5 protein-coding genes and 2 pseudogenes are annotated in these 6,026 nt (G+C 60.8%); 4 read left to right on the top strand and 3 right to left on the bottom strand.

What is annotated here, in order from left to right; genetic code table 11:
- Nucleotides 1–748 (top strand): FAD-dependent oxidoreductase (locus EN990_RS34530; protein ID WP_164766220.1); only part of this gene is annotated, 748 nt, incomplete at its 5' end.
- Between the two features lie 69 nt (nt 749–817).
- Here EN990_RS34530 and EN990_RS36505 read toward each other — a convergent pair.
- From EN990_RS36505 to EN990_RS36510, 3 genes and pseudogenes are all read right to left on the bottom strand, one after another.
- Nucleotides 818–1,012: pseudogene (locus EN990_RS36505) on the bottom strand (DUF459 domain-containing protein); the annotation flags it as partial.
- Nucleotides 1,013–2,193: 1,181 nt separating this feature from the next.
- Nucleotides 2,194–2,502 (bottom strand): helix-turn-helix domain-containing protein, encoded by a 309-nt coding sequence (locus EN990_RS36880; protein WP_236473435.1) that lies wholly within the window; start codon nt 2,500–2,502, stop codon nt 2,194–2,196.
- A gap of 62 nt (nt 2,503–2,564) precedes the next feature.
- Nucleotides 2,565–2,864 (bottom strand): hypothetical protein, encoded by a 300-nt coding sequence (locus EN990_RS36510; RefSeq protein WP_224571022.1) that lies wholly within the window; start codon nt 2,862–2,864, stop codon nt 2,565–2,567.
- 3 nt (nt 2,865–2,867) lie between these two features.
- Between EN990_RS36510 and EN990_RS36515 the strand changes: the two genes are divergently transcribed.
- From EN990_RS36515 to EN990_RS34555, 3 genes and pseudogenes are all read left to right on the top strand, one after another.
- Complete coding sequence (locus EN990_RS36515) at nt 2,868–3,110, top strand: hypothetical protein (protein WP_224571023.1); 243 nt, start codon at nt 2,868–2,870, stop codon at nt 3,108–3,110.
- Between the two features lie 1,053 nt (nt 3,111–4,163).
- A pseudogene (locus EN990_RS34550) lies at nt 4,164–4,385 on the top strand (insulinase family protein); the annotation flags it as partial.
- A 57-nt stretch (nt 4,386–4,442) separates the two neighbouring features.
- Nucleotides 4,443–5,501: a class I SAM-dependent methyltransferase gene (locus tag EN990_RS34555; protein ID WP_024504268.1), complete on the top strand. Its 1,059-nt coding sequence runs from the start codon at nt 4,443–4,445 to the stop codon at nt 5,499–5,501.
- The last annotated feature ends 525 nt before the right edge of the window (nt 5,502–6,026 follow it).

Consider the following 6,026-nt stretch of genomic DNA (forward strand, 5'->3'; position numbering starts at 1 on the left):
TTGCGGCGGTTCCGAAACGCCGCGCGCGGCCGGCATTCCCGGCGACGATCTCGGCGGCGTGCATGACGCGATGCCCTATCTGGTGCAGCAGAACAGGCGTGTCGGCGGCGAACCGATCCAGTCGGTGGCGTGGCCGTCGCATCCGATCCTCGCCGGCGGCCAGCATGTCGTCGTCGTCGGCGGCGGCGACACTGCCTCCGACTGCGTCGGCACCGCCTTCCGCCAGGGCGCGGTGCGCGTCACCCAGCTCGACATCCGGCCGCAGCCGCCGGAAAAGGAAGACAAGCTGTCGGTCTGGCCATACTGGGCGACCAAGATGCGCACGTCATCCTCGCAGGCCGAAGGCGCCGAGCGCGAATTCCAGGTGGCGACGCTTGAATTCATCGGCGAAAACGGCCAGCTGACCGGGGTCAAATGCTGCGAAGTCGACGAAAAGCGCAAGCCGATCGCCGGCACCGAATTCGTCATCCGCGCCGATCTCGCGTTCATCGCCATCGGCTTTGCCGGGCCAGCCGCTCGCGGGCCGGTGTCGGAACTGGCCGGCCAGATGAAGATCGCCATTGACAGCCGCCGCTCGAAGAATGTCGAGGCCAATGACCGGGACTACAGGACCAGCGTCGAAAAGCTCTATGCGGCGGGCGACGTGCGGCGCGGCCAGTCGCTGGTCGTCTGGGCGATCCGCGAGGGCCGCCAGGCGGCGCGCGCCATCGATGAGGCGCTGATGGGATCGAGCGTGCTGCCGCGCTGAGTCCGTCTCGAGACCCTACTTGTGCGGCCACCTGAAGGCGCTTTCCGCCCTTCCGCTGCCCCGGGCAGCTTACGGACTGATCGCCGTGGTCGTTTCGGTTGTGGCCCCGGCCGCAGGCTGCCGCCTTGGCGGCCAAGAAAAATCGTCGGCGCGGCCGGGCGCAGCAGCGGGCGCCTTGCCCTCGACGACGAATTTTTCACCGGGCCCGTCCGGCTTGGCCGGCGCTGCGGCACCGAGAAGTTCCGAACCGCCGTCGAGTGCCGGTGATTGCGAGTCGGCGTCGGTAGCCGGGTCGGCGGCCTCAGTCTTTTCCTTCGAGGGTGGACTACGTTACTGGCCAGTACCGGCAACGCATCGAAGGAACTTTACAATCATAAAGGTACGTCACTGGTCTCGCGGCTCACCTATGACGATCTAGACGCGCATTCGAGTCCACAATCCGACTGGCATTTTCGTAAAGGCCTCCTCGGTGCGGGCGGCATCAGGGAGGATTTTCTCATGACGAGGACTTCTTACGGAAATGGGGGGCTACTCAAACACATTCAGTGATCAGCGCGGGGGCGGCGTCAGCTATTTCACCGCCGATCTTGGATATAATTTCTTGAACTCACCGCGCTACCGCATCGGTGCTTTTGTTGGCAACAATTTCTGGCACGAGAGCTACGATGCTTTCGGTTGCACGCAGCAGGCGACCAACTGGGGAACCTGTGTGCCAACCGTCCCACCTACGTCAACCTCTCAGCCAGGACAACGATTGGCATTCGCTGCGACTCGGCTTGGCCGGGCAGACGCAACTCACCGAGCGACTCAGCCTTTCTGGTGACGTGGCGTTCCTCTTCACGCGGCTCGACGGCAAAGAGCAGCACCACATGCGCCCAAGATCAAGCTAATTCCCGAAGACGGCGATGGGCATGGCGTCCAGCTCGAGGCGGTGTTGCGGCCGTGGCGAATAACGGCACCGCTCATTTCGAAGAGGCAATGGGCGGTCGTGGTTCCCCGCAGGCCGACGATTGGAAGGCAAAGCGCTACGGCGTTTTCGTGCAGGCTAGCATCAAGTTCAACTGAGAGAGCAAGAACCGAGGAGAGCGGCGATGCCACTCCAGCTCATTACGATCATTGGATCAACAGAAGGAAGTTTTCCGAAGAGTTTTGCAAGCGTGCGCAAAGTCGCCAGACAAAGTTCTCTCGGTCCATAGTGTACGTGCCGTCACGCCCGTTCTCGACATGGTTGAATGATACGTCCCGCGCGATCGATCAAAGTCGTTTTTCATTGGTTTTCCGGAAATCGCGGGGAGCACAGCGTGCTGTGACCCTCGCCTGCTGGTTTTCTGTCAACGCGCAGATGAGGGAGAATGAGCGTACAGCAAAAATCATCAGTGCTGTCGCTTTCGCCAAAGCCCGCCGCAGCTAAACGGGGTCCCACGCCCGGTAGCGCCCCCTGCCGGTCACCTCACGGATGCCGAGTTCGGCACCAGCCCGAGCGCAGCGCGCTGGCTAATTTTCAGCTCGGCCGCGACCAGACCTGCCGACACCAGCGGCCGCGCCAGCACCAGCTCGATCAGCGCCGGCAGGCTCGAGTTTTTGCGCCGGTTCCTGAGCCGGCGCTCCATCTGGCTTTTGGCCAGCGCCTGGATGATTGCAAGGCTGAAACAGTCGATGGAACGCCCCTCCAGCGAAGCCGAACCGGACGAGGCGCGCGCGCCAGGTCCTTCGGCTGCCATCGGCACGCTGGGTTTAAGTGCTTGGGGTGACACGGCGTGATCTCCGCCGTTGGCGGGAACAGGGCAGTGCAATAGTACTGCCCTGTTCCTTTTGATCAGAGGCCAGTGCGGATTTCTTCGGCAAGCGCCCTCAACGTCGTCTCGACGTCATCGCCGTTTACCATCTTCTGCATCGCCACGGCCCATGCGTTCATGGCTTCGCCGAAGCCGACACGCGGTGTGAAAGCCAGCGCGGCTTGGTCCTGTATCTTTTTGAAGCTGTCAACGAAGTTGTTGAACTCGGGCTGCGAAGCGTACTTAGTCCAGGTGTCGTCTGCCAGGTCGACGTGCGCGGCGGATTGACGAGCTGGCCAGCAAGGGCACCCTTGAGCGCCACCTGCTTGGAGGTGGCCCACGGGATGAACAGCCAGGCCGTGCCCTTCTTTTCGGAAGCCGCGTTCATGGCGAGAGCCCAGATCCAGATGTCAGACTCCAAGCTCGTGGCGCTCGGTGCGTGCAGCGGCGGAGCGAAGGCGATCTTGCCGGATGCCGGCTTCCCCGCAACATCGTTCCAGAAGCCGAACATATTTGAGTCGATCGTCATCGCGCTGCGGCCGGACGCGAAGGAAGGAGCCGCGCACTTCTTGATCATGTCCACGTAATGTAGTCGTATCCAGCATCGGTAAGCTTCCAATCGCTCAGGTATTTGTCCAGCGGCTCCAGGGCGCCACTCGGAGCGAGGTCCTACGCGGGCTGAATGCCAGTGCCGAACACATCCCATGCTGGCGACTTCGTCGTCAGTTGGATCGTCATCTTGTTCCAGTAAGAATCGTCTGGGTAGAGTTCCGGCGTGACCTTGATGCCGGGTCAGCTTCTCGAACTCCGGAAATTGCGCAGCGAGAGCATCCGCATAGGGGTGGATGTCGTAGGCCCAAGTTATGCTGGTCCCTTCGAATTGACGCCAGTTCACGGTGTCGGCAGCGGCCGAATTAGTGAGCGATGCCGAGACGGCAAAAAACGCCAAGTCAAAAGCAAGCTGTTTGCGAAGCGACGCGCACCTGTAACGAGTACGGGGAATGAGCGACCCATGTAATCCTCCCTGGGGCATTTTGCCAATTTTTGGGTCCACTCCTCCATCCCGAGTTCGCTCATAGCCACAATAAGCGGTTTCCAACGAGCTCGCTCTGAATGCACCAGGCCAACTGGGTAAAAACGGGTAACCGGCACTAAAAGGCGTTGTAGTATCGCCACCAGAAATACTGCTCCGTGGTGCTGGCCTTTGCCTGGGGGCGCAACACGGCAACTACCCGCTCAAAACGGTTGGTCCTCTACCTCTTATTCACCGTCGCTTTCCTCGCGGCCTAACCCGGCCGGAATATCCGTTGCCAGAAAAAGGCCTCGCGGCCGGTTCGAGGCTCATCCCTCCTCCGAAGCAGCACGCTCAAGTATCGTCACAAGCCCCGAGCGCTTCGCGTTCGGCGATGTCCAAATTCCGACAATGTCGGATACAGTCAGATCTACTGGATTGCGTTTGAATGGTTTTCTCATTTGGCACAGTACATGCGGGTCATCCGCAAAACACGTGACCGACCAACAAGAGTTCGCATGATCACCTTACCACAACATACAGCCGCCGCGGAACAATCACTTGGCCCCTGATCGCCCACCCCGGCACCACAACCGGAGTCATCGATGTTCTGACAGGCTGCCCAAGGATACCTGCTGCAACAGGGCTTGCCCTGGTGACGACCACTCCGGCTCCGCCGGTTACCGACGAGGGCAAAGTGACGGATTTCCTGCTTTTCAACGGCATGGAGGTGGCTGTCATTCCCGACCACCGCGCCGGTCGTCACCCATATGGTCTGGTGCAGGATCGGCAGCGCGGAATGAGCCGCCGGGGATATCTGCATGTCTTCGAGCATCTGATGCTCAAGGCGCCTCATGACGAGCACGGCTCCGTCGCCTGGAGAGATTGAACCCAAAGGGAGATTCAGATGTCTGAAGCGAATCAGGAAAAGTTGGACGCATTCTTGGGGAAAATGGTCGGCGATCTCGGTGCGATCGCAACGGGCGCGGGAGTCCTGCTGGGGGACAGACTCGGCCTGTTCAAGGCATTGCGCGAAGGCGGCAAGATGACGGCCGCCGAACTTTCGACACGCACCGGCACCCAGGAACGCCTCGTAAGGGAATGGCTTTCCGGGCAGGCGGCGGCGGGTTACGTCGACTACGATGAAGCGAGCGACAAATTCTATCTCAACGCCGAGCAAGAGCTGGTGTTCGCTGATGAAGACAGCCCGGCCTTCATGGCAGGCGCATTCGAGTTCCTGTCCGCGCTGTGGCTCGATGAAGAAAAGGTGAGGCAGGCATTCCAGTCCGGCAAGGGCGTCGGGTGGCACGATCATAGCGCGTGTCTGTTTCGCGGTACGGAACGGTTCTTCCGTCCAGGCTACAATGCCAATCTGATCGACTCCTGGCTGCCGGCCTTGGAGGGCGTCGTCGAGAAGCTCGAACGCGGCGTGGACGTCGCGGATGTTGGATGCGGTCATGGTGCATCGACCGTGCTCATGGCACAGGCCTTCCCCAATTCGCGCTTCGTCGGCTTCGACTATCATGCCCCTTCGATTGAGCGCGCCCGCAAGGCGGCCGAGGTAGCCGGCGTCGGCGTTAACACGCGGTTCGACGTGGCGGCCGCCAAGAGCTATCCCGGAACCTATGACCTCGTCACATTCTTCGATTGCCTTCACGACATGGGCGACCCGACGGGCGCCGCCACCCATGTCCACGGATCGCTCAAGCCGGACGGCACGTGGATGATCGTCGAGCCGTTCGCGCATGATCATCTGGCGGCGAACCTCAATCCCGTCGGCCGCGTTTACTATGCCGCTTCCACTTTCGTGTGCACGCCCGCATCCGTGTCGCAGGAAGTCGGGCTCGCGCTTGGAGCCCAGGCCGGTGAGGCGAGGCTGCGCAAGGTTGTGACCGGCGGCGGCTTCAAGCGATTGCGTCGCGCCGCGGAGACACCGTTCAACATGGTGCTGGAGGCCCGCCCTTAGCGTGGCCGTCGCCAGAAATTGCAGCTCATCGCATTTGATGAAGATCACCGCCAAAAATCCGGACGCATCGGGCACATTTTCAAGGCGTCTGGGTTCACGCAGAGGTCGCTGCCGAGTTGTGTGCCAAGAGTCCCATACGTTGCGGCTCAGAAAGGACCCCACGCACGGCGACGAACATGCCCATAGCGATGGCCGCTATAATCACATATGTCCACCATGGCGCGTTCACAAAGCTGGTAAGCCACGTCGCACCGAACGCGCTTACGACAAAAACGAGAGCCTCGATAAAAAGACTGAGCCTGTACACATTCAGTCGTCTCATCCTCATACCACCCATCCAAAGACTGAGCTTGTTGCGCTACTGCGACAGAGCCTAACATATTGGAGAGTGCTCACTAGTCGACCGTGAACAATCCGAGCCCTAAGCGGCGACCGGCTTCGGCCGGATTTGAAGCAGGGCAATCAAGAGCGACAAAAACCCCTTCAGCCACCTGAGCAGGAGGGAGAAGTTGTAGCCGGCGGCGG

Source organism: Mesorhizobium sp. M7A.F.Ca.US.005.03.1.1 (assembly GCF_003997975.1).
GTDB lineage: Bacteria > Pseudomonadota > Alphaproteobacteria > Rhizobiales > Rhizobiaceae > Mesorhizobium > Mesorhizobium ciceri.

What these genes read in the sequence shown, in the direction of transcription:
- EN990_RS36515 (WP_224571023.1), top strand. Translation starts at nt 2,868, where the DNA reads ATGAACAGCCAGGCCGTGCCCTTCTTTTCGGAAGCCGCGTTCATGGCG.
- EN990_RS34555 (WP_024504268.1), top strand. Translation starts at nt 4,443, where the DNA reads ATGTCTGAAGCGAATCAGGAAAAGTTGGACGCATTCTTGGGGAAAATG.